This window comes from Bacillus sp. 204(2023) (assembly GCF_037027505.1).
GTDB lineage: Bacteria > Bacillota > Bacilli > Bacillales > Bacillaceae > Bacillus > Bacillus subtilis.
On sequence record NZ_JAXCHE010000002.1, the window covers coordinates 415,162 to 438,406 of the forward strand.

22 protein-coding genes are annotated in these 23,245 nt (G+C 43.0%); all 22 read left to right on the forward strand.

The genetic code is table 11. The features are described from left to right. Position 1: 1 nt before the first annotated feature. The 22 genes from WA279_RS06575 (at position 2) to bcbE (ending at position 23,170) form a co-directional block, all read left to right on the forward strand. The gene (locus tag WA279_RS06575) at positions 2–304 is read left to right on the forward strand and encodes a YlxQ family RNA-binding protein (protein ID WP_003220946.1); all 303 of its coding nucleotides are present in this window, start codon (positions 2–4) and stop codon (positions 302–304) included. Between the two features lie 19 nt (positions 305–323). Next, entirely contained in the window at positions 324–2,474 is a 2,151-nt protein-coding gene (gene infB / locus WA279_RS06580) for a translation initiation factor IF-2 (protein ID WP_064911515.1), read from the forward strand. Then, positions 2,471–2,749 carry a DUF503 domain-containing protein gene (locus tag WA279_RS06585; RefSeq protein WP_003231905.1) on the forward strand — a complete coding sequence of 93 codons (279 nt, stop codon included), beginning with the start codon at positions 2,471–2,473 and terminating at the stop codon, positions 2,747–2,749. Before infB ends, WA279_RS06585 begins: the two co-directional genes overlap by 4 nt. Positions 2,750–2,765: 16 nt before the next feature. Further along, the gene (rbfA, locus tag WA279_RS06590; protein ID WP_009967251.1) at positions 2,766–3,119 is read left to right on the forward strand and encodes a 30S ribosome-binding factor RbfA; all 354 of its coding nucleotides are present in this window, start codon (positions 2,766–2,768) and stop codon (positions 3,117–3,119) included. Positions 3,120–3,196: 77 nt separating this feature from the next. Beyond that, positions 3,197–4,126: a tRNA pseudouridine(55) synthase TruB gene (gene truB / locus WA279_RS06595; RefSeq protein ID WP_327827895.1), complete on the forward strand. Its 930-nt coding sequence runs from the start codon at positions 3,197–3,199 to the stop codon at positions 4,124–4,126. A gap of 18 nt (positions 4,127–4,144) precedes the next feature. After that, the gene (gene ribF, locus WA279_RS06600; RefSeq protein WP_014476827.1) at positions 4,145–5,095 is read left to right on the forward strand and encodes a bifunctional riboflavin kinase/FAD synthetase; all 951 of its coding nucleotides are present in this window, start codon (positions 4,145–4,147) and stop codon (positions 5,093–5,095) included. A gap of 156 nt (positions 5,096–5,251) precedes the next feature. Beyond that, on the forward strand, positions 5,252–5,521 hold the full coding sequence (rpsO, locus tag WA279_RS06605) for a 30S ribosomal protein S15 (protein WP_003220957.1): 270 nt from the start codon (positions 5,252–5,254) through the stop codon (positions 5,519–5,521). A gap of 172 nt (positions 5,522–5,693) precedes the next feature. Then, positions 5,694–7,811: a polyribonucleotide nucleotidyltransferase gene (gene pnp / locus WA279_RS06610; protein ID WP_003231897.1), complete on the forward strand. Its 2,118-nt coding sequence runs from the start codon at positions 5,694–5,696 to the stop codon at positions 7,809–7,811. Positions 7,812–7,928: 117 nt separating this feature from the next. Continuing rightward, a complete protein-coding gene (locus tag WA279_RS06615) occupies positions 7,929–8,888 on the forward strand; it encodes a polysaccharide deacetylase family protein (RefSeq protein WP_015383683.1) in 960 nt (319 codons plus the stop codon). A 39-nt stretch (positions 8,889–8,927) separates the two neighbouring features. Further along, positions 8,928–10,157, forward strand: coding sequence for a M16 family metallopeptidase (locus WA279_RS06620; RefSeq protein WP_003245717.1), 1,230 nt, complete (start codon positions 8,928–8,930; stop codon positions 10,155–10,157). 77 nt (positions 10,158–10,234) lie between these two features. Then, positions 10,235–10,492, forward strand: a complete 258-nt coding sequence (locus tag WA279_RS06625; protein ID WP_003231890.1) for a YlmC/YmxH family sporulation protein — start codon at positions 10,235–10,237, stop codon at positions 10,490–10,492. Positions 10,493–10,677: 185 nt separating this feature from the next. After that, positions 10,678–11,571: a dipicolinic acid synthetase subunit A gene (gene dpaA, locus WA279_RS06630; protein ID WP_003231888.1), complete on the forward strand. Its 894-nt coding sequence runs from the start codon at positions 10,678–10,680 to the stop codon at positions 11,569–11,571. 2 nt (positions 11,572–11,573) lie between these two features. Beyond that, positions 11,574–12,176 carry a dipicolinate synthase subunit B gene (gene dpaB / locus WA279_RS06635; protein ID WP_003231884.1) on the forward strand — a complete coding sequence of 201 codons (603 nt, stop codon included), beginning with the start codon at positions 11,574–11,576 and terminating at the stop codon, positions 12,174–12,176. 125 nt (positions 12,177–12,301) lie between these two features. Then, on the forward strand, positions 12,302–13,342 hold the full coding sequence (asd, locus tag WA279_RS06640; protein ID WP_336154738.1) for an aspartate-semialdehyde dehydrogenase: 1,041 nt from the start codon (positions 12,302–12,304) through the stop codon (positions 13,340–13,342). A gap of 91 nt (positions 13,343–13,433) precedes the next feature. Continuing rightward, positions 13,434–14,648, forward strand: coding sequence for an aspartate kinase (gene dapG, locus WA279_RS06645; protein ID WP_015483233.1), 1,215 nt, complete (start codon positions 13,434–13,436; stop codon positions 14,646–14,648). Positions 14,649–14,678: 30 nt separating this feature from the next. Continuing rightward, positions 14,679–15,551, forward strand: a complete 873-nt coding sequence (dapA, locus tag WA279_RS06650; protein WP_014476832.1) for a 4-hydroxy-tetrahydrodipicolinate synthase — start codon at positions 14,679–14,681, stop codon at positions 15,549–15,551. A 177-nt stretch (positions 15,552–15,728) separates the two neighbouring features. After that, positions 15,729–17,396, forward strand: a complete 1,668-nt coding sequence (rnjB, locus tag WA279_RS06655; protein ID WP_014476833.1) for a ribonuclease J2 — start codon at positions 15,729–15,731, stop codon at positions 17,394–17,396. Positions 17,397–17,511: 115 nt separating this feature from the next. Beyond that, positions 17,512–18,249 carry a translocation-enhancing protein TepA gene (tepA, locus tag WA279_RS06660; RefSeq protein ID WP_003245712.1) on the forward strand — a complete coding sequence of 246 codons (738 nt, stop codon included), beginning with the start codon at positions 17,512–17,514 and terminating at the stop codon, positions 18,247–18,249. After that, positions 18,246–18,458, forward strand: a complete 213-nt coding sequence (gene tepJ / locus WA279_RS06665; protein WP_003231871.1) for a TepA modulator TepJ — start codon at positions 18,246–18,248, stop codon at positions 18,456–18,458. Before tepA ends, tepJ begins: the two co-directional genes overlap by 4 nt. Positions 18,459–18,588: 130 nt before the next feature. Continuing rightward, positions 18,589–20,952, forward strand: coding sequence for a DNA translocase SpoIIIE (spoIIIE, locus tag WA279_RS06670; RefSeq protein ID WP_336154740.1), 2,364 nt, complete (start codon positions 18,589–18,591; stop codon positions 20,950–20,952). A gap of 143 nt (positions 20,953–21,095) precedes the next feature. Next, positions 21,096–21,821, forward strand: a complete 726-nt coding sequence (locus WA279_RS06675) for a GntR family transcriptional regulator (protein ID WP_003245732.1) — start codon at positions 21,096–21,098, stop codon at positions 21,819–21,821. 137 nt (positions 21,822–21,958) lie between these two features. Further along, positions 21,959–23,170 (forward strand): bacillibactin exporter BcbE, encoded by a 1,212-nt coding sequence (bcbE, locus tag WA279_RS06680; RefSeq protein ID WP_031600514.1) that lies wholly within the window; start codon positions 21,959–21,961, stop codon positions 23,168–23,170. Positions 23,171–23,245 lie beyond the last annotated feature (75 nt).

Consider the following 23,245-nt stretch of genomic DNA (forward strand, 5'->3'; position numbering starts at 1 on the left):
AATGTCTGGAATGGAATGGTTTCCCTTGCTGGGTCTGGCCAATCGAGCTCGTAAGGTCGTGTCAGGCGAAGACTTGGTAATAAAAGAAATCAGGAATGCGCGTGCAAAGCTTGTCCTGCTTACAGAGGATGCATCATCTAACACAGCAAAAAAAGTAACTGACAAGTGCAATTATTATAAAGTCCCTTATAAAAAAGTCGAGAGTCGCGCGGTTCTTGGACGCTCTATCGGTAAAGAAGCCCGTGTCGTTGTCGCCGTCACTGACCAAGGTTTTGCGAATAAGCTGATCAGCTTGCTCGATTAATATTTTTGGGGGTGAACGAATGGCTAAAATGAGAGTATACGAATATGCAAAAGCGTTAAATGTTTCAAGTAAGGAAATTTTGACCGCACTGAAGAACATGGATTTAGAAGTGAATAATCACATGGCCATGCTTGAAGAAAAGGCCATTAAAAAGCTTGATGCCAAATATAAAAAAGGCGGCGCAGCTGCTAAATCTCAACAGCCAGCAGAAACGAACAAAAACAAACAGCCACAAGGGGTTAATCAGCAATCAGCTGGAAATCAACCAAATAAAATTCGAGACGGAAAGAAGAATGACGTGCAGAATAATCAATTTAACAAAAACAAGAAGAATAACAACAACAAAAAAAATAAACGCAACAACAACAATAATAAAAACCAACATCAGCAAAAGCCTGTAAAGCCGAAAAAAGAGCTTCCTGAGAAAATTACATTCTCTGGCACTTTAACAGTTGGCGCACTTGCTGAAGAGCTTGGCAAAGAGCCTTCAGAAATCATTAAAAAGCTGATGCTTCTTGGCGTAATGGCAACCATTAACCAAGAGCTTGATAAAGACACAATCGAACTCATTGCATCAGAATATGGTGTTGAAACAGAAGAGGTCATTGTGCTTGAAGAAACAGAGCTGGAAAAATACGAAGAGCCTGATAATGAAGAGGATCTTGAAATTCGTCCTCCTGTCGTGACAATCATGGGCCACGTTGACCATGGGAAAACAACGCTTCTTGACAGCATCCGTAAAACAAAGGTTGTTGAAGGAGAAGCAGGCGGAATCACTCAGCATATCGGCGCTTATCAAATTGAAGAGAACGGCAAGAAAATCACGTTTTTGGATACACCGGGCCACGCCGCATTTACAACAATGCGTGCACGCGGTGCAGAAGTAACTGATATTACGATTCTTGTCGTAGCTGCCGATGACGGTGTCATGCCGCAAACAGTTGAAGCGATTAACCATGCAAAAGCAGCAGAGGTTCCAATCATCGTTGCTGTGAATAAAATAGATAAAGAATCCGCAAACCCTGACCGTGTGATGCAAGAACTGACGGAATACGGACTTGTCCCTGAAGCTTGGGGTGGAGAAACCATTTTTGTGCCGCTTTCCGCTTTAACTGGAAAAGGCATTGATGAGCTCGTTGAAATGATTTTGCTTGTCAGTGAGGTAGAGGAACTGAAAGCGAATCCGAACCGTCAGGCAAAAGGAACGGTTATTGAAGCTGAACTCGATAAAGGCAGAGGGTCAGTCGCGACATTGCTCGTACAGACTGGAACACTGCATGTCGGTGATCCGATCGTAGTCGGCAATACATTTGGCCGTGTTCGTGCAATGGTTAACGACATTGGCCGCCGTGTGAAAACTGCCGGCCCGTCAACTCCGGTTGAAATTACCGGTTTGAATGATGTCCCTCAAGCGGGAGACCAATTCCTTGTCTTTAAGGATGAAAAAACAGCTCGTTCTGTCGGTGAAGCCCGTGCTTCGAAACAGCTTGAAGAGCAGCGCAGCGATAAAGCGAAGCTCAGTCTTGATGATTTATTCGAGCAAATTAAGCAAGGTGATGTAAAAGACATCAACCTCATCGTAAAAGCTGACGTTCAAGGATCTGCTGAAGCTTTAACGGCTGCACTTCAAAAAATTGAAGTAGAAGGCGTTAAAGTGAAAATCATCCATACAGGCGTTGGTGCGATTACTGAATCAGACATTATCTTGGCATCTGCTTCCAATGCAATTGTTATCGGGTTTAATGTGAGACCGGACGGAAATGCTAAGAGTACGGCTGAAGCTGAAAATGTAGATATTCGACTTCACCGTATCATTTACAAAGTAATCGACGAGATCGAAGCTGCCATGAAAGGTATGCTTGATCCTGAATATGAAGAAAAAGTAATTGGTCAAGTAGAAGTACGCCAAACATTCAAAGTATCTAAAATCGGTACAATTGCCGGCGGATATGTTACTGAAGGAACCATTACGCGCGACAGCGGCCTCCGTTTAATTCGTGACGGCGTCGTCATCTTTGAAGGCGAAGTAGATGTTCTGAAACGCTTTAAAGACGATGTGAAAGAAGTTTCACAAGGCTATGAATGTGGTATTACAATTAAGAAATACAATGACATTCGTGAAGGTGACATCCTAGAAGCGTTTGTCATGCAAGAAATTGAAAGAACGTGATCGGATTTGCGGAGTGTGAATGCATCATTTATGATGCAGGATCGCTAAAAGAAAAGCGTGCCGTTCTGAAGCGGGTTTTAACCAGGGTTCAAAACAAGTTCAATGTTTCGATTTCAGAGATTGGCTATCAGGACACCTGGCAAAGAACCAGCTTCGGAATCGCCGCTGTTTCTTCCTCTCGCGTTCAAACAGAAAAAGAACTGCAGCGCGTCCTAGCGTTTATCGATTCTTTTCCTGAAATTGAACGGACGATCACTAGGACAGAGTGGTTTTAACTTAGAGGTGATTGAATTGAGTATGAGAGCAAACCGTGTCGGCGAGCAAATGAAAAAAGAACTCGGTGATATTATCAGCCGCAAGCTGAAAGACCCGAGAATTGGTTTTCTGACAGTAACGGATGTACGTGTATCAGGTGATTTGCAAATTGCAAAGGTGTATATCTCGGTTCTCGGTGACGAGAAAAAACGGGAAGAAGCGCTGAAAGGGCTGGCAAAAGCGAAAGGATTTATCCGATCCGAAATCGGCAGCCGCATCAGACTTCGAAAAACGCCTGAAATTGAATTTGAGTTCGATGAATCAATCGATTACGGGAATCGGATCGAAACACTGATTCACGAATTACATTCAGAGAAACCATCTGAATAAAAAAATGAGAGGATAGGCGTATATCGTCTGTCCTCTTTCTTCGTTTAAAAGAAAAAAACAGAAGGAGTGAAAGGCAAATGGTTAACGGAGTTCTCCTTTTACATAAACCTGTTGGCATGACATCGCACGACTGTGTCATGAAGATCCGAAAGCTGTTAAAAACAAAAAAAGTAGGACATACAGGAACGCTCGATCCGGAAGTGTCAGGCGTGCTTCCGATTTGTGTAGGAAGAGCGACAAAAATAGTCGAATACTTAACTGAAAAATCTAAAACGTATGATGCAGAAATAACGCTTGGCTTTTCAACCACAACAGAGGATCAAACCGGAGAAACGGTGGAAACAAACCCTGTCAATCACGACATTGATAAAGCGGATGTAGAAAAGGTTTTAAACAGTTTAAAGGGGAAACAAGAACAAATTCCGCCCATGTATTCCGCTGTAAAAGTAAACGGCAAAAAATTATACGAATACGCAAGAGCAGGGATTGAAGTAGAACGTCCGAAACGTATGATAACCATTGAAGACATTGCCCTGACGACAGAGATTAAACATCATGGAGAAACCGCAAGCTTCCGGTTTACAGTGACTTGCTCCAAAGGGACCTATGTAAGGACGCTGGCGGTCATGATCGGAGAAAAGCTCGGATATCCGGCTCATATGTCTCATTTAATCCGTACGGCATCCGGAGATTTTTCTCTCGACGAATGCTTTACTTTTGATGAGCTCGAAGCACAGGTCCAATCCGGAACCATGGAAGAGCATACAGTTCCTATTGAACGTGCGCTCAATCATTTGCCGAAATGGATCATAAGTGATACATTAGCTAAGAAAGTAGAAAATGGGGCTTTGCTTGAGACGCCCGAGCAGTTTTCTGAAATGACAAGTGAAGACCGTATCGCCGTCTTTACTGAATCCGGAACCTGTTTGGCGATCTATTTCCCTCATCCTGCAAAAAAAGGGCTGTTAAAGCCGGCAAAAGTATTGATGCAAAAAAGCGAACAATAGAAAAAAGGTGACCGTTCTGTGAAGACGATACATATTACACATCCTCATCATTTAATAAAAGAGGAGCAGGCAAAATCAGTGATGGCGTTAGGATATTTTGACGGCGTTCATCTCGGGCATCAAAAGGTAATCGGCACAGCGAAGCAAATAGCCGAAGAAAAAGGTCTGACATTGGCTGTGATGACCTTTCATCCCCATCCTTCTCACGTGTTGGGCAGAGATAAGGAACCTAAGGATCTGATTACGCCTCTTGAAGACAAAATAAATCAAATTGAACAATTAGGTACAGAAGTTCTGTATGTCGTTAAATTTAATGAAGTGTTTGCTTCTCTTTCTCCTAAGCAGTTTATAGACCAGTATATTATCGGCCTTAATGTGCAGCATGCAGTGGCAGGCTTTGACTTTACGTACGGCAAATACGGCAAGGGAACAATGGAGACCATGCCGGATGATTTAGACGGAAAAGCTGGGTGCACAATGGTAGAAAAATTGACGGAGCAAGATAAAAAAATCAGTTCTTCGTATATCCGTACTGCGCTTCAAAACGGAGATGTTGAATTGGCGAATGTCTTGCTTGGACAGCCTTATTTTATTAAAGGGATTGTCATTCATGGTGATAAAAGAGGGCGGACCATCGGGTTTCCGACAGCAAATGTCGGTTTAAATAACAGCTATATCGTTCCGCCCACAGGTGTATATGCCGTAAAAGCGGAAGTGAACGGCGAAGTTTACAATGGCGTTTGCAATATCGGCTATAAGCCGACGTTTTATGAAAAGCGCCCTGAGCAGCCTTCCATCGAGGTCAATCTGTTTGATTTCGATCAGGAAGTATATGGAGCCGCTATAAAAATCGAATGGTATAAACGGATTCGGAGCGAGCGGAAATTCAATGGCATCAAAGAATTAACTGAACAAATTGAGAAAGATAAGCAGGAAGCCATCCGTTATTTCAGCAATTTGCGGAAATAACTTGCAACACACACAAATTTTATTCTAAAATATTTGCATATAGGCGCGATTTTTAGTATGATAGTTTTCGTAGTCTTAAAACCATTGCTTGGCAATCCGAAGTCACCGACGGTTGCTAGGTAACTGGGGCTAAATATGATTTGGAGGTGAAACAGGATGGCAATTACTCAAGAGCGTAAAAACCAACTCATCAATGAGTTCAAAACACACGAATCTGATACTGGATCTCCAGAAGTTCAGATCGCTATCCTAACTGACTCAATTAACAACTTGAACGAGCATTTACGTACTCACAAGAAAGACCACCACTCACGTCGCGGTCTTCTTAAAATGGTAGGTAAGCGTCGTAATCTTCTTACGTATCTGCGTAATAAAGACGTAACTCGTTACCGTGAGTTAATTAACAAACTAGGCTTACGTCGATAATCGTAAAAAGCGGGAGGATTCCCGCTTTTTTATCGTATTAAAGCGAAATTTCTTATAACAAATCATTGAAATCCTTTTACATACTACTTTGACATTGATATGTTCAATTCATTTCGTTCATAATAGGAGTAATTGATTATTTCACACAACGAAGAGAGGAGTTCGTAATTGTATGGGACAAGAAAAACATGTCTTTACCATAGATTGGGCCGGAAGAACGCTTACTGTTGAGACCGGCCAGCTTGCCAAACAGGCAAATGGTGCTGTGATGATCCGCTACGGTGATACAGCAGTACTTAGTACAGCAACCGCTTCAAAAGAACCTAAACCGCTTGATTTCTTCCCTCTTACTGTAAACTATGAAGAAAGATTATATGCGGTAGGGAAAATTCCGGGCGGATTTATTAAAAGAGAAGGACGTCCAAGTGAAAAAGCGGTTCTTGCCAGCCGTTTAATTGACCGTCCGATCCGTCCTTTGTTTGCCGATGGATTCCGTAATGAAGTTCAAGTCATCAGCATTGTCATGAGTGTTGACCAAAACTGCTCTTCAGAAATGGCTGCCATGTTCGGTTCATCACTTGCACTTTCTGTATCGGATATTCCGTTTGAAGGACCGATTGCAGGGGTTACTGTCGGACGCATTGATGATCAATTTATCATTAACCCGACAGTCGATCAGCTTGAAAAAAGCGACATCAATCTTGTCGTTGCCGGCACGAAAGATGCGATTAACATGGTAGAAGCGGGAGCGGACGAAGTTCCTGAGGAAATCATGCTTGAGGCCATTATGTTCGGCCATGAAGAGATTAAACGCCTGATTGCATTCCAAGAAGAAATTGTTGCAGCAGTCGGCAAAGAGAAATCTGAAATTAAGCTCTTTGAAATTGATGAAGAGCTTAATGAAAAAGTAAAAGCTTTGGCAGAAGAGGATCTGCTGAAAGCCATCCAAGTTCATGAAAAGCATGCCCGTGAAGATGCCATTAACGAAGTGAAGAACGCAGTTGTGGCAAAATTCGAGGATGAAGAACATGATGAAGACACAATCAAGCAAGTGAAGCAGATTTTGTCCAAGCTGGTGAAAAATGAAGTTCGCCGCCTGATTACTGAAGAGAAAGTAAGACCGGATGGCCGCGGTGTCGATCAAATCCGCCCGCTCTCTTCAGAGGTTGGCCTCTTGCCAAGAACGCACGGTTCAGGTCTATTTACAAGGGGACAAACTCAGGCCCTCAGCGTATGTACGCTAGGTGCTCTGGGAGATGTGCAAATCCTTGACGGCTTAGGTGTCGAAGAGTCGAAACGGTTTATGCATCATTACAACTTCCCGCAATTCAGCGTTGGGGAAACAGGACCGATGCGCGGACCGGGACGTCGTGAAATCGGACACGGAGCACTGGGTGAGCGTGCGCTTGAGCCAGTTATTCCGTCTGAAAAAGACTTCCCTTATACTGTCCGTCTTGTTTCAGAAGTGCTTGAATCAAACGGTTCTACATCTCAAGCAAGCATTTGCGCAAGCACACTTGCAATGATGGATGCTGGTGTACCGATTAAAGCGCCAGTTGCTGGTATTGCGATGGGTCTTGTCAAATCAGGCGAACATTACACTGTCTTGACTGACATCCAAGGCATGGAAGACGCGCTCGGAGATATGGACTTTAAAGTAGCGGGAACTGAAAAAGGCGTAACGGCCCTGCAAATGGACATTAAAATTGAAGGTCTTTCCAGAGAGATTCTTGAAGAAGCGCTTCAGCAGGCGAAAAAGGGCAGAATGGAAATCCTCAACAGCATGCTTGCAACATTAAGCGAATCAAGAAAAGAGCTTTCTCGATATGCGCCTAAGATCTTAACAATGACCATTAATCCTGATAAAATCCGCGATGTCATCGGACCGAGCGGAAAACAAATCAATAAGATCATCGAAGAAACCGGTGTTAAAATTGATATTGAACAGGACGGCACAATCTTTATTTCCTCTACAGATGAAAGCGGCAACCAAAAAGCGAAAAAAATCATCGAAGACCTTGTTAGAGAGGTTGAAGTCGGCCAACTTTACCTAGGTAAAGTGAAACGGATTGAAAAATTCGGGGCTTTCGTTGAAATTTTCAGCGGAAAAGACGGTTTGGTGCACATTTCAGAGCTTGCGCTTGAACGCGTAGGGAAAGTTGAAGATGTTGTAAAAATCGGAGACGAGATTCTTGTCAAAGTCACTGAAATTGATAAACAAGGACGAGTGAATTTATCCCGCAAAGCGGTGCTCCGTGAAGAGAAAGAAAAAGAAGAACAACAATCTTAAATGAAAACATAAAAGGAGCCTGGGAGACCCGGCTTCTTTATTTTGAAGCTTTTCAAAAGCAGGCGGGTTCTACCTTGTCCTTCTCCTTCATAATGTGAGATGAGGGGGGGACAGAACATGTACAAAAAATTTGTACCGTTTGCCGTTTTTTTATTTCTTTTTTTTGTCTCATTTGAGATGATGGAAAATCCGCATGCACTTGATTATATAGGGGCAATGAAAAAAGATACGGTGACTGTCACGGCGTCAAAAGATCCGTTATATGAAGAATTGCTTCAAAAAGCGCCGGAGTATGAAGTTAAGCCCCAGAATGCAAGAATTGATAAAGTGTGGAAAAGCATTCCAGGCTATAATGGATTAAAGGTCAATATTGAACAATCATATAAAAAAATGAAACAGCATGGTGAGTTTCGGGAAAAAGATTTGGTGTACAGTCAAGTAAAACCAAGTGTTCATCTTGAGTCACTTCAGCCTGAGCCTATTTATAAAGGAAATCCTGACAAACCGATGGTGGCTTTTTTAATCAATGTGGCATGGGGAAATGAGTATTTGGAAAAAATGCTTCCTATTCTGCAAAAGCACCAGGTTAAAGCTACGTTCTTTTTAGAAGGCAATTGGGTGAGAAACAATGTACAGCTCGCTAAGAAGATTGCAAAAGACGGACATGAAATCGGAAATCATTCATACAATCATCCGGATATGAGCAAACTGACTACAGGAAGAATTTCCGAGCAGCTCGACAAGACTAATGAACAAATAGAACAAACGATCGGTGTTAAGCCAAAGTGGTTCGCTCCGCCGAGCGGAAGTTTCAGAAAAGCGGTTATCGACATTGCAGCTGAGAAACAGATGGGAACAGTCATGTGGACAGTTGATACAATCGATTGGCAAAAGCCGGCTCCGTCTGTACTTCAGACGAGAGTGTTAAGCAAGATACATAATGGTGCCATGATTTTAATGCATCCGACTGACCCTACGGCGGAAAGTCTTGAAGCGCTGATTACACAGATAAAAGACAAAGGATATGCGCTTGGAACAGTCACTGAACTAATGGATGAAACAAGACTATTGAAGTAACAGATGAAGGCAGCTTGTCTTTGAATAGGAGGAACAAATTTGATTAAACGATATACGTGTCAAAATGGTGTAAGAATTGTGCTGGAAAATAATCCGACAGTCCGTTCTGTTGCGATCGGCGTATGGATCGGCACAGGTTCGAGACATGAAACGCCGGAGATAAACGGAATTTCTCACTTTTTAGAGCACATGTTCTTTAAAGGGACGAGCACAAAATCTGCACGCGAGATAGCAGAATCTTTTGATCGTATTGGCGGACAGGTCAATGCGTTTACTTCAAAGGAATATACCTGCTACTATGCAAAGGTGCTTGACGAGCATGCGAATTACGCGCTGGACGTATTAGCAGATATGTTCTTTCATTCAACGTTTGATGAAAACGAGCTGAAAAAAGAGAAAAATGTAGTATATGAAGAAATTAAAATGTACGAAGATGCGCCGGACGACATTGTACATGATTTATTGAGCAAAGCCACTTACGGCAATCATTCTTTAGGCTACCCAATTCTAGGCACGGAAGAAACGCTTGCTTCCTTTAACGGTGACTCTCTCAGACAATACATGCATGATTATTATACGCCGGACCGAGTGGTGATTTCGGTAGCGGGCAATATATCTGACAGTTTTATCAAAGATGTAGAAAAATGGTTCGGGTCATACGAGGCGAAAGGCAAAGCGACAGGCCTTGAGAAGCCTGAGTTCCACACGGAAAAACTGACGAGAAAAAAAGAAACAGAGCAGGCTCATTTGTGCCTTGGATTTAAAGGCTTAGAGGTTGGCCATGAACGTATTTATGATTTAATCGTCCTCAACAATGTGCTCGGAGGCAGCATGAGCAGCCGGCTGTTCCAAGATGTGCGTGAAGATAAAGGACTTGCTTATTCTGTTTACAGCTATCACAGCTCATATGAGGACAGCGGAATGCTCACTATTTACGGCGGAACGGGTGCAAATCAGCTTCAGCAGCTGTCGGAAACAATTCAAGAAACCCTTGCCACATTAAAACGTGACGGCATTACCTCGAAAGAACTGGAAAACAGCAAAGAGCAAATGAAGGGAAGCTTAATGCTGAGCTTAGAAAGCACAAACAGCAAAATGAGCCGAAACGGAAAAAATGAACTGCTGCTCGGCAAACATAAAACATTAGATGAAATCATCAATGAATTAAACGCCGTGAACTTAGAGCGTGTTAACGGCCTTGCCAGACAATTGTTTACCGAAGACTATGCATTAGCACTTATCAGCCCTTCCGGCAATATGCCGTCTTAAAAAGGAAAGCCTGCCCCATAATGGAGCAGGCATTTTTTAATCCCTTTCATCATACATAGTACAAGGGGGTGACAGACATGCGGCTCAGTGAATTATCAGGAAAGGAAATTGTAGACATCAAAAGAGCTGAACGGCTCGGAGTGCTCGGCCAGACCGATTTGGAAATCAATGAACAGGATGGACAGATTACAGCACTCCTCATTCCCACAGTTAAGTGGTTTGGTTTGAGAAAGCAAGGTCATGACATTCGTGTCCCATGGCACCATATTCAAAAGATCGGTTCAGATATGATTATATTAGATGTACCTGAGGAAATGCCTCCTCGACAAGAGTAAATAGCCCAATTGACTGTGTAGCGGGCTCTAAAGAAAACATCTGAAACATCGGCTGCCTGAGCCGATGTTTTTTTATATGGAAAAAGCGCATCTTTTATATTCACCGGTATTTCCTTTTAATCATAAGATGAAGGGGAGCTTAACAACTAGAGATCCAGTATATACAAAGAAGGTGAACGTTTAGAATGTTAACCGGATTGAAAATTGCAGTTATCGGCGGTGACGCAAGACAGCTCGAAATTATAAGAAAGCTCACTGAACAGCAGGCTGACATCTATCTTGTCGGTTTTGACCAATTGGATCACGGTTTTACCGGGGCAGTAAAATGCAATATTGATGAAATTCCTTTTCAGCAAATAGACAGCATCATTCTTCCAGTATCCGCGACAACAGGAGAAGGTGTCGTATCAACTGTATTTTCTAATGAAGAAGTTGTGTTAAAACAGGACCATCTCGACAGAACGCCTGCACATTGTGTCATTTTCTCAGGCATTTCTAACGCCTATTTAGAAAACATTGCAGCTCAGGCAAAAAGAAAACTTGTTAAACTGTTTGAGCGGGATGACATTGCGATATACAACTCTATTCCGACAGTAGAAGGAACGATCATGCTGGCTATTCAGCACACGGATTATACGATACACGGATCACAGGTGGCCGTTCTCGGTCTAGGGCGCACCGGAATGACGATTGCCCGTACATTTGCCGCGCTCGGGGCGAATGTAAAAGTGGGGGCAAGAAGTTCAGCGCATCTGGCACGTATCACTGAAATGGGGCTCGTTCCTTTTCATACCGATGAGCTGAAAGAGCATGTAAAAGATATAGATATTTGCATTAATACCATACCGAGTATGATTTTAAATCAAACGGTACTTTCTAGCATGACACCAAAAACCTTAATATTGGATCTGGCCTCACGTCCCGGGGGAACGGATTTTAAATATGCCGAGAAACAAGGGATTAAAGCACTTCTTGCTCCCGGGCTTCCAGGGATTGTCGCTCCTAAAACAGCTGGGCAAATCCTTGCAAACGTCTTGAGCAAGCTTTTGGCTGAAATACAAGCTGAGGAGGGGAAATAAGGATGTCGTCATTAAAAGGAAAAAGAATCGGGTTTGGGCTGACCGGGTCGCATTGCACATATGAAGCGGTTTTCCCGCAAATTGAGGCGTTGGTCAACGAAGGAGCTGAAGTCCGTCCGGTTGTCACATTTAATGTAAAATCCACAAATACCCGATTTGGAGAGGGCGCAGAATGGGTTAAAAAAATTGAAGACCTGACTGGATATGAGGCCATTGATTCGATTGTAAAGGCAGAACCTCTTGGGCCGAAGCTGCCTCTTGACTGCATGGTCATTGCGCCTTTAACAGGCAATTCAATGAGCAAGCTGGCAAATGCCATGACGGACAGCCCGGTGCTGATGGCGGCAAAAGCGACAATCCGAAACAATCGGCCTGTCGTTCTGGGTATCTCGACAAATGATGCTCTTGGTTTAAACGGAACAAATTTAATGAGGCTCATGTCAACAAAAAATATCTTTTTTATTCCATTCGGGCAAGACGATCCCTTTAAAAAACCGAATTCAATGGTAGCCAAAATGGATCTGCTACCGCAAACGATTGAAAAGGCACTCATGCACCAGCAGCTTCAGCCGATTCTAGTTGAGAATTATCAGGGAAATGACTAAATTTACAGAAAATCTTTCCCAAACTAAAAAATTCGGTCATCACCCGCATATTCTATGGTAAAATAAAACGTAAAATCATAGTCAAATCAATTCAATGAAGCTGATTGGCGGAAGGAGTTTTACAGATGGGAAGAGGTTTACACGTAGCTGTTGTCGGAGCGACAGGGGCTGTGGGACAACAAATGCTTAAAACACTTGAAGACAGAAACTTTGAAATGGACACACTTACATTGCTATCTTCAAAACGCTCTGCGGGGACAAAAGTCACGTTTAAAGGCCAAGAGCTGACTGTTCAGGAAGCTTCTCCTGAGAGCTTTGAAGGGGTAAATATTGCTTTGTTCAGCGCCGGCGGAAGCGTATCACAAGCATTGGCACCAGAAGCTGTAAAACGCGGCGCTATTGTTATAGATAATACGAGCGCGTTCCGCATGGATGAAAATACACCGCTTGTTGTGCCAGAAGTGAATGAGGCAGACTTGCATGAACACAACGGCATTATTGCCAATCCAAACTGCTCTACAATCCAAATGGTTGCGGCACTTGAACCGATCCGCAAAGCATATGGCTTAAAAAAGGTCATCGTATCAACTTACCAGGCAGTATCAGGAGCGGGTAATGAAGCTGTAAAAGAGCTTTACAGCCAAACGCAGGCGATTTTAAATAAAGAAGAAATAGAGCCTGAGATCATGCCTGTAAAAGGTGACAAAAAACACTATCAAATCGCCTTCAACGCGATTCCGCAAATCGATAAATTCCAAGATAACGGCTATACGTTTGAGGAAATGAAAATGATAAATGAAACGAAAAAAATCATGCACATGCCTGACCTTCAAGTAGCGGCTACATGTGTGAGACTGCCAATCCAAACTGGGCACTCAGAGTCCGTCTACATCGAAATAGACCGTGATGACGCTACAGTTGAAGATATTAAAAATCTATTGAAAGAAGCTCCGGGCGTGACACTTCAGGATGATCCAAGCCAGCAGCTTTATCCGATGCCTGCTGATGCTGTCGGCAAAAACGATGTGTTTGTGGGCCGCATCCGTAAAGACTTGGACAGAGCAAACGGTTTTCATTTATGGGTTGTTTCTGATAACCTATTAAAAGGCGCGGCATGGAACTCTGTTCAAATTGCAGAAAGCCTGAAAAAACTAAACCTCGTATAAAAGAGAGAATTTTCTAAAGACGAATAGAAGAGAGTAAGGCGCTATCAGCCTGCTCTCTTCTGTTACGTCCGAATAATTTGGAGTGAAAACAGTGAAGATAATTGTTCAAAAGTTCGGCGGAACATCAGTAAAAGATGATAAAGGCCGCAAACTGGCTTTAGGGCATATTAAAGAAGCAATCAGTGAAGGATATAAGGTTGTCGTTGTCGTTTCAGCGATGGGCCGAAAAGGAGACCCGTATGCAACAGATTCTTTGCTCGGGCTGCTTTACGGCGATCAGTCAGCGATTTCTCCTAGGGAACAGGATTTGCTTTTATCTTGCGGAGAGACTATTTCCTCTGTCGTCTTTACAAGCATGCTGCTTGATAACGGTGTGAAAGCAGCTGCGCTGACAGGGGCTCAGGCTGGCTTTTTAACGAATGATCAGCATACCAATGCGAAAATCATTGAAATGAAACCGGAGCGTTTATTCAGTGTGCTCGCCAATCATGATGCGGTAGTCGTCGCAGGCTTCCAGGGCGCAACTGAAAAGGGTGATACAACTACAATCGGCAGAGGGGGCAGCGATACGTCTGCAGCCGCACTCGGAGCAGCTGTTGATGCGGAATACATCGATATTTTCACCGATGTAGAAGGCGTGATGACTGCTGACCCAAGAGTGGTGGAAAATGCAAAACCGCTTCCTGTTGTGACGTATACGGAAATCTGCAACCTGGCGTATCAGGGGGCCAAGGTCATTCATCCGCGTGCGGTGGAAATCGCAATGCAGGCCAAGGTTCCGATCCGCGTCCGGTCGACTTATTCGAATGATAAAGGTACATTGGTGACATCACATCACTCTTCCAAGGTCGGCAGTGATGTTTTTGAAAGGCTGATTACGGGAATCGCACATGTCAAAGATGTCACGCAGTTCAAAGTGCCTGCGAAAATCGGCCAGTATAATGTTCAGACTGAAGTGTTCAAGGCTATGGCAAACGCTGGAATCAGTGTCGATTTCTTTAACATTACACCTAGTGAAATCGTCTATACGGTAGCCGGAAATAAAACAGAAACAGCTCAGCGTATTTTAATGGATATGGGCTATGATCCAATGGTGACGAGAAACTGCGCGAAGGTATCGGCGGTCGGCGCGGGCATTATGGGTGTTCCCGGTGTTACGTCCAAAATTGTATCGGCTCTTTCAGAAAAAGAAATTCCGATCCTTCAGTCGGCTGACAGCCATACGACGATATGGGTGCTCGTCCATGAAGCGGATATGGTTCCTGCTGTAAACGCTTTGCATGAAGTGTTTGAACTTTCGAAGTAAATGTGATTGAATCATGATGAGGTGAATAAAATGAATTTCGGAAATGTGTCTACAGCGATGATTACACCCTTTGACAATAAAGGGAACGTAGACTTTCAAAAACTGTCTACACTGATTGATTACTTGTTGAAAAACGGAACGGATTCTTTAGTAGTAGCGGGAACAACTGGAGAATCTCCGACCCTTTCAACTGAAGAAAAAATTGCGCTTTTTGAATATACAGTAAAAGAAGTAAACGGACGGGTGCCCGTTATCGCTGGTACTGGAAGCAACAACACGAAAGATTCCATTAAGCTGACAAAAAAAGCTGAGGAAGCGGGCGTGGACGCTGTTATGCTTGTTACCCCGTATTACAATAAACCTTCTCAAGAAGGAATGTACCAGCATTTTAAAGCAATTGCGGCAGAGACATCTCTTCCGGTTATGCTCTATAATGTTCCTGGCCGTACGGTTGCTTCTCTTGCTCCTGAAACGACGATCCGTTTGGCGGCGGACATTCCGAATGTGGTTGCGATTAAAGAAGCGAGCGGAGACCTCGAAGCGATTACAAAAATAATTGCTGAAACACCGGAAGATTTCTATGTCTATTCAGGGGATGACGCTCTGACGCTTCCTATTCTTTCAGTTGGAGGAAGAGGAGTTGTATCAGTGGCGAGCCATATTGCAGGCTCTGATATGCAGCAAATGATCAAAAATTATACGAATGGGCAAACAGCTAATGCGGCACTGATCCATCAGAAACTGCTGCCGATTATGAAGGAACTGTTTAAAGCGCCTAATCCTGCTCCAGTCAAAACAGCGCTTCAGCTGAGAGGTCTTGATGTCGGTTCTGTGCGTCTGCCTCTAGTCCCGTTAACTGAGGATGAACGTCTGAGCTTAAGCAGCACGATCAGCGAACTGTAAGAAAATTTCATACAGTGAAACAAACGCGGTCATTCTCACATTCAGCTGAGTTTGACCGTTTCTTTTACATATTGGTTTTCCCTAAACCTTCTGCTTTATCTTGTTTTCTAAATTTACTTTCAGTTATAATAGGAACAAGTGATGATGGACGGGTATGAGACTAGGAGGATATAGATTTTGAAAAAGAAAAATACAGAAAACGTTAGAATTATCGCCCTTGGCGGTGTCGGAGAGATTGGGAAGAACCTTTATGTCATTGAAATTGACTCAGACATATTTGTCGTTGATGCCGGCCTTATGCATCCAGAAAACGAAATGCTCGGTATTGATGTAGTGATTCCTGACATATCATATTTGATTGAACGGGCTGACCGCGTCAAGGCAATCTTTTTAACGCACGGGCACGATGAAAATATCGGCGGCGTTTTTTACTTATTAAACAAGCTGTCCGTTCCGGTGTACGGAACAAAACTGACGCTTGCACTGTTAAGAGAGAAATTAAAACAATACGGACATAACCGAAAAACTGATTTAAGAGAAATTCACTCAAAATCTGTCATTACATTTGAATCAACAAAAGTATCGTTCTTTAGAACGATTCACAGCATTCCTGATTCTGTAGGTGTGAGCTTTAAAACATCACTTGGATCTATTGTATGCACGGGAGACTTCAAATTTGACCAAACACCTGCACTTAATCAGACATGCGACATTGGCGAGATCGCCAAGATCGGCAATAGCGGCGTGCTCGCTCTGCTTTCTGACAGTGCAAATGCGGAACGGCCGGGTTACACCCCTTCGGAAGCGGCTGTCAGCGGAGAAATTTCTGATGCGCTGTATAATTCAGAGAACCGGGTAATTATTGCTGTTTTCGCATCCAATATTAACCGGATTCAGCAAGTCATTCATGCAGCGGCTCAAAATGGCAGAAAGATTGCCGTAGCCGGAAAAAATCTTCAATCTGTCCTGCAGCTGGCGAGAAAGTTAGGATACATTGAAGCAGATGATGAATTGTTTATTTCTGTACAGGATGTCAAAAAATATCCGAAGCGCGAAGTGGCCATTATTACAGCCGGAAGCCAAGGTGAACCATTAGCTGCTTTGACAAGAATGGCAAACAAAGCTCACAAACAGCTGAACATTGAAGAAGGGGATACGGTGGTCATTGCGTCAACTCCGATTCCCGGGCAGGAACTCATTTACTCTAAAACAGTAGATCTTCTTGCGAGAGCCGGTGCACAAGTCATCTTTGCCCAAAAGCGTGTTCATGTATCAGGCCACGGCTCACAAGAAGAGTTAAAGCTGATGATCAACCTGCTTAAACCAAAATATTTGATTCCTGTAAACGGCGAATACAGAATGCAAAAAGCTCATTCAAAAATCGCTGAAGAAACCGGCATGAAGCGCAGTGACATCTTCTTAATTGAAAAAGGCGACGTCGTTGAATTCCGCGGCCAAAACGTAAAAATTGGGGATAAAGTTCCTTACGGCAATATTTTAATTGATGGTTTAGGTGTCGGTGATATCGGCAATATCGTATTGAGAGACCGCCGCTTGCTTTCACAGGACGGAATTTTAATCGTTGTCATTACACTTGATAAACAAAAGAAACATCTTGTATCAGGACCAGAAATTATCACTCGCGGCTTTGTTTATGTAAGAGAGTCTGAAGGTCTTATCGTACAGGCTACTGAGCTTGTCCGGTCCATCGTGACAGAAGCGACTGAAACATCAAATGTCGAATGGTCAACGCTGAAGCAGGCAATGCGGGATGCTTTGAACCAATTCCTTTATGAAAAAACGAAACGTAAACCGATGATCATCCCAATTATTATGGAAGTATAATGACTGAATAAAGACCGGAGCTGCTCCGGTCTTTATTTTTTGTCCTTCAAGCCGGGATTGAATGAAGTATCTTTGTTCATAATACAAAGAGAAACTCGGAAAGGATGAAAGCGAGATGGATCATCGTATGGAAAACACAGAAGAAGAGCGTCCTGAAAAAAATGATGCGAAGGACAGCATTATGAATAAAATACAGCAGCTTGGTGAAACGACGCTTCCGCAGCTGCCCCAAGATACAAATATTCATTGTCTGACCATTATCGGACAAATTGAAGGCCATGTTCAGCTTCCTCCGCAAAACAAAACAACAAAATATGAACATGTCATCCCGCAGATTGTGGCAATTGAACAAAATCCCAAAATTGAAGGCTTGCTGATCATATTAAATACTGTCGGAGGAGATGTTGAAGCTGGTCTTGCCATAGCGGAAATGCTTGCATCTTTATCGAAACCGACCGTTTCTATCGTGCTTGGCGGGGGGCATTCCATCGGCGTTCCGATTGCTGTATCCTGTGATTACAGCTATATCGCCGAAACAGCAACGATGACGATTCATCCCGTTAGGCTCACCGGGCTGGTCATCGGGGTGCCGCAAACGTTTGAATACCTGGATAAGATGCAAGAAAGAGTTGTTAAATTTGTGACAAGCCATTCCAATATAACCGAAGAGAAGTTTAAAGAGCTAATGTTTTCAAAAGGAAACTTAACACGCGATATCGGAACAAATGTAGTCGGTAAGGATGCAGTTAAATACGGATTGATCGATCACGCAGGCGGTGTCGGACAGGCAATCAATAAACTGAATGAGCTCATCGACGAAGCAAGGAAAGAAGAAGGACGGATGATCCAATGATTCTGTATACCGTGATGCCGCAGGAAATTGTGTTTGCAGAACAGAACCAAGAAACGAGCGCACATGAGCAAATTGAATATAAAGGTGTACCGCTTCTAGTCGAAATGAAAGGAAATGAAGCGGAAGTCATTCAAATTATGAGCACAAACCCAATGCATTTTCTGCATCCGGACATTTCACCCGGACAAAAGCTGAAATTAAACGTATAAGAATCCAACCCTTTTTTAAGGGCAAAATATGCTATAATAGGGGAATCCTACAGAAAAAACGCAGCCTGTAAACGGCTGCTTTCTTCATTATGTATGAACTTACATTTTTTAACGCAGTAAGGTGATGAGTGTGGCAAAGAAAAAACGAAAATCAAGAAAAAAACAGGCGAAACAGCTCAATATAAAATACGAGCTCAACGGATTGCTGTGTATAGCCATTTCAATTATCGCAATCTTGCAGCTGGGGGTAGTCGGGCAAACGTTTATCTATTTGTTCCGCTTTTTTGCTGGAGAGTGGTTTATTTTATGCTTGTTAGGTTTATTGGTGTTAGGAGTCTCACTGTTTTGGAAGAAAAAAACCCCAAGCCTTTTAACGAGACGAAAGGCCGGGTTGTACTGTATTATCGCAAGCATATTGCTGCTTTCTCACGTGCAGCTATTTAAAAATTTGACGCACAAAGGGTCTATTGAGTCTGCAAGCGTGGTGCGCAATACGTGGGAATTGTTTTTAATGGATATGAATGGCAGCTCTGCTTCACCTGATTTAGGCGGAGGGATGATCGGTGCGCTGCTGTTTGCGGCTTCACACTTTTTGTTTGCGTCGACTGGTTCTCAGATCATGGCAATTGTCATGATTTTGATGGGAATGATTTTAGTAACAGGACGCTCGCTACAAGAAACGCTAAAAAAGTGGATGAGCCCGATTGGACGTTTTATAAAAGAACAATGGTTAGCATTTATTGATGATATGAAATCCTTCAAATCAAATATGCAGTCATCGAAAAAAACGAAAGCGCCGAGCAAAAAACAAAAACCGGCCCGCAAAAAACAGCAAATGGAACCGGAGCCTCCTGATGAAGAGGGGGATTATGAAATAGTATCGCCTCTTATTCATTCAGAGCCGATTATCTCAAGCTTTTCTGATCGTAATGAAGAGGAAGAGTCTCCAGTTATAGAAAAGCGCCCCGAACCTGTGTCGAAGCCGCTTCAGGACATCAAACCGGAGACAGGTGATCAGGAAACTGTTTCTGCTCCTCCTATGACCTTTACTGAGCTCGAAAATAAGGATTACGAGATGCCGTCACTGGATTTGCTGGCAGATCCGAAGCATACCGGCCAGCAGGCTGATAAAAAGAATATTTATGAAAATGCGAGAAAGCTTGAACGAACATTCCAAAGCTTTGGCGTAAAGGCGAAAGTCACACAGGTTCATCTCGGACCGGCCGTAACAAAATATGAAGTATATCCTGATGTCGGAGTGAAGGTTAGCAAAATTGTCAATTTAAGCGATGATTTAGCGCTTGCGCTTGCTGCGAAGGATATCAGGATCGAAGCGCCTATACCAGGCAAATCAGCAATCGGAATTGAAGTTCCAAACGCAGAAGTGGCAATGGTTTCGCTGAAGGAAGTGCTGGAGTCTAAATTGAATGACAGACCGGATGCAAAGCTGTTAATTGGACTCGGCCGCAATATTTCAGGTGAAGCTGTATTGGCTGAGTTAAACAAGATGCCCCACCTTTTGGTCGCAGGCGCAACCGGTAGCGGGAAAAGTGTCTGTGTCAACGGCATTATTACAAGTATTTTAATGCGCGCGAAACCACATGAAGTGAAAATGATGATGATCGATCCTAAAATGGTAGAGCTAAATGTCTACAACGGGATTCCGCATTTGCTTGCTCCGGTTGTAACCGATCCGAAAAAAGCGTCGCAGGCTTTGAAAAAGGTTGTCAATGAAATGGAGCGGCGGTACGAATTATTTTCTCATACGGGTACACGAAATATTGAAGGATACAATGATTATATAAAACGCGCCAACAATGAAGAAGGAGCGAAACAGCCAGAGCTGCCTTATATTGTTGTCATTGTGGACGAGCTTGCCGATCTCATGATGGTCGCTTCATCTGATGTGGAAGATTCGATTACGAGATTGTCCCAAATGGCGCGGGCTGCCGGCATCCATCTCATTATTGCGACACAGCGTCCATCGGTGGATGTTATCACAGGGGTGATCAAAGCGAACATTCCGTCACGAATCGCGTTCAGCGTATCTTCACAGACGGATTCAAGGACCATTCTTGACATGGGTGGCGCTGAGAAGCTTCTTGGCCGCGGCGATATGCTGTTTTTACCTGTGGGGGCTAACAAACCTGTCCGTGTGCAGGGAGCATTTTTGTCGGATGACGAAGTGGAGAAGATCGTCGACCATGTGATTACGCAGCAGAAAGCGCAATATCAAGAAGAAATGATTCCTGAGGAGACAACAGAAACTCATTCCGAGGTTACTGATGAACTTTATGATGAAGCTGTTGAATTAATTGTCGGCATGCAGACGGCATCTGTTTCAATGCTGCAAAGAAGATTCAGAATCGGCTATACGAGAGCGGCGCGCCTGATTGACGCAATGGAGGAACGCGGTGTTGTCGGACCGTATGAAGGCAGCAAACCTAGGGAAGTATTATTATCAAAAGAGAAATATGATGAGCTCTCTTCTTAATGAAGGGAGTTCTGCTTTCTATAGTTGTCAATAATAACATTATGTAAACTAATCACCTTTCTATTTATTTTTTCGACAAAACATGATATAGTTGTCCCAATTGTTCAATAATTTTTATCGAAAGTGGTTTACGGAGGGGAAACATGTCTACAAAAGCTGATAATCGGCACTTGTATTTGAAAGTAATTGAACGAATTAAAGAGGATATAAAAAATGGGATCTACACTGAGAAGGAAAAGCTGCCTTCTGAATTTGAGCTTTCCAAAAAGCTTGGTGTCAGCAGAGCAACGCTAAGAGAAGCCTTGCGGATACTGGAAGAAGAGCATGTGATTATCAGAAGGCATGGTGTAGGCACTTTTGTCCATTCTAAGCCGTTATTTCTTTCGGGCATTGAACAGCTGAACAGTGTAACCAAGATGATAGAACAGGCGAATATGACCCCTGGCACGATTTTTCTATCATCACAAGTGCTTATGCCGTCTGAAGATGATACGAAGAGATTTCATTTGGCAGAAGGGCAAGAACTTTTTTACCTTGAACGAGTCAGGACAGCTGACGGACAGCCGATTGTGTATTGTATAGACAAAATTCCGATGAATATTTTGCCGAATTCTTTTTCTCATCAGCAAGAATCTATGTTTGACCTGCTTGAGAAAAATTCAGGCTCCGTAATCAGCTATGCAGTAACTGATATAGAACCGATCGGTTATCACGATACCATTTCTCCAGTACTTGAATGCGATCCGGAAACAGCTCTTTTGCTGTTAAAACAAACCCATTACGATCAGCACGATAAACCGGTGCTTTATTCTTTAAATTATTTTAGAGCAGATAAATTCAGATTTCATGTTTTGCGTAAACGATTCTAAAAACGGACGCCTGATGTGTCTGTTTTTTTATTTGCACTGATTCATGTTTCTTTGTACATACTTTCATTCCGGTTAACGCAATATATAAGGGATGACAAGAAAGTGAATGGGTGAAAATGTTGAGAGAGAAAAATGGAATGAAAAATATTATTGCATTGTCTTCCGTCCCGCTTGTGATGACACTCGGGAACTCCATGCTGATTCCTGTTCTTCCGATGATGGAGAAAAAGCTGTCTGTGACTTCATTTCAAGTGTCTTTAATCATTACTGTATATTCAGTAGTAGCAATTATTTGCATTCCGATTGCCGGATATTTGTCGGATCGTTTCGGGAGAAAAAAAATATTGCTTCCTTGCCTCCTCATTGCAGGATTGGGGGGAGCGGTAGCTGCTTTTGCCTCGACCTATATGAAAAATCCTTATGCTATGATCTTGGCGGGGCGGGTTCTTCAAGGCATTGGTTCTGCAGGTGCCGCTCCGATCGTCATGCCGTTTATCGGCGACCTGTTTAAAGGAGACGATGAAAAGGTCAGCGCCGGTCTTGGCGATATTGAAACCGCCAACACGTCAGGGAAGGTACTGAGTCCCATACTTGGAGCCTTACTGGCTTCTTGGTATTGGTTTGTACCGTTTTGGTTTATTCCGTTTTTCTGTTTGATCAGCTTTTTGCTCGTATTGTTTTTGGTGGCCAAGCCTGAAGAAGATGAAGATGCGCCTGCTGTTTCTGAGTTTATTAAGAGTGTGAAGAAAATTTTTAAACAGGATGGTCGCTGGCTTTATACGGTCTTCATTATCGGATGTGTCATTATGTTTTTGTTATTTGGCGTATTATTTTATTTATCAGATACGCTGGAGAACAAGTATGCTATTGACGGAGTAGCTAAAGGCGGATTACTGGCAATCCCACTTTTGTTTTTGTCAACCAGTTCTTTTATAGCTGGCAAAAAGATCGGTAAAGATAAAGGCCGAATGAAATTTTGCGTTGTTACAGGAATGATTCTGTTAACCCTTTCATTTATTGCCTTGTGGTGGAACCACAGTTTTTATTTTTTATTTGTCTTTTTAAGCTTTGGCGGGATTGGGATTGGAATGGCTCTTCCTGCTTTAGATGCATTGATAACCGAAGGGATTGAAAGTGAACAATGCGGAACCATTTCCTCCTTCTACAATAGCATGCGCTTTATAGGAGTAGCTCTCGGTCCACCTGTTTTTGCTGCATTAATGTCTAATGCAAACTGGATTATTTTCATACTCTCGGCGTTTTGTAGCATCGTTTCTTTATTTTTAGTGCTCTTTACTGTAGATGCTAAAAAAAGTGAAGAAGAAGAAAAAAACTTAGGGACGGTCTAGCCAACCGTCTTCTTTTGCGCGCCCTTGCATGTTCCAACCATCGTCGAGATTGAAAAAGAACTTACTATACCGTAT